At 46.1% G+C, this 1,333-nt stretch carries 2 protein-coding genes and 1 pseudogene; all 3 read right to left on the bottom strand.

Annotation, left to right across the window (positions count from 1 at the left end):
* Positions 1-491, bottom strand: a pseudogene (locus A3762_RS02045) (DNA-directed RNA polymerase subunit alpha); the annotation flags it as partial.
* 35 nt (positions 492-526) lie between these two features.
* On the bottom strand, positions 527-1,147 hold the full coding sequence (rpsD, locus tag A3762_RS02040) for a 30S ribosomal protein S4 (RefSeq protein WP_068475243.1): 621 nt from the start codon (positions 1,145-1,147) through the stop codon (positions 527-529).
* A 14-nt stretch (positions 1,148-1,161) separates the two neighbouring features.
* On the bottom strand, positions 1,162-1,333 hold a 172-nt coding region (rpsK, locus tag A3762_RS02035; RefSeq protein WP_082868887.1), incomplete at its 5' end, for a 30S ribosomal protein S11.

Below are 1,333 nucleotides of genomic sequence, written 5' to 3'. Positions count from 1 at the left end.
GTTTCATCTTCACCCAAGTTACGCTGATCCGCAGGCTCATGGCCGCGACCACGTGAAACTTTAAGCTTCATGTTCACTTCGCCGTTGTCACCTAAATTACAGATCACGTGATAAGGGTTAAGAACCTCTACATCGTGATCTACCTGGATGTCACTAGCTAGAACCGGACCCGATCCTTTCTTAGTGAGCGTCAAAGTCGCCTCATCCTTAGCATGCATAACAATTGCTAGGCCTTTGAGGTTAAGAAGAATTTCAATCACATCTTCTTGTACGCCTTCAATGGCACTATATTCATGCAATACACCGTCGATTTCAGCTTCTACTACCGCACAACCAGGCATTGAAGACAGAAGGATACGACGAAGCGCACTACCAAGAGTGTGCCCGAAACCCCTTTCTAATGGTTCTAGAACCACCTTCGCATGTGTTGCACTTAATTCCTGAACTTCAATGTTACGTGGGTTCAAGAATTCATTTACTGAACGCTGCATATACGCCCCTATACGTTATGTTGTAGATACAAAGCTTACTTAGAGTAAAGCTCGACGATTAGGTTTTCGTTGATTTCAGCTGTTAGGTCGCTACGCTCTGGTACTGACTTAAATGTACCAGCAAGCTTGCTTGTATCAACTTCGACCCACTCAACTGGCGCACGGTTGCCCGCCAATTCAACTGCGTTTTTAACACGCAATTGGTTCTTTGCTTTTTCACGAACAGAGATAGTATCGCCCGCTTTCACTTGATATGAAGCAATGTTTACAACATTGTCATTTACAAGGATCGCTTTGTGCGAAACTAACTGACGTGCTTCTGCACGAGTAGATCCAAAACCCATACGGTATACAACATTGTCTAGGCGTTGTTCTAAAAGCTGAAGCAAGTTCTCACCAGTCGCACCCTTACGGCGCGCTGCTTCTTTGTAATAGCCACGGAACTGCTTCTCTAATACGCCGTATAAACGACGAACTTTCTGTTTCTCACGGAGCTGAGTACCGTACTCAGACAAACGACCACGACGAGCGCCGTGCATGCCTGGTGCAGTTTCAAGATTACATTTTTGGTCTAGTGCCTTAGCACCGCTCTTCAAAAACAGATCTGTCCCTTCACGACGAGACAGTTTACATTTTGGTCCAATATAACGAGCCATTTATCTGTTCTCCCCTAAACGCGACGTTTCTTCGATGGACGACAGCCGTTGTGTGGAATCGGCGTTACGTCAGTGATGTTTGTGATTTTGTAACCACAAGCGTTTAGTGCTCGAACAGCGGACTCGCGTCCTGGCCCAGGCCCTTTAACCATAACTTCTAGGTTTTTGAGGCCGTATTCAGCAGCC

This window comes from Oleiphilus sp. HI0125 (assembly GCF_001635355.1).
This window is presented reverse-complemented; position numbering and strand designations above follow the sequence as displayed.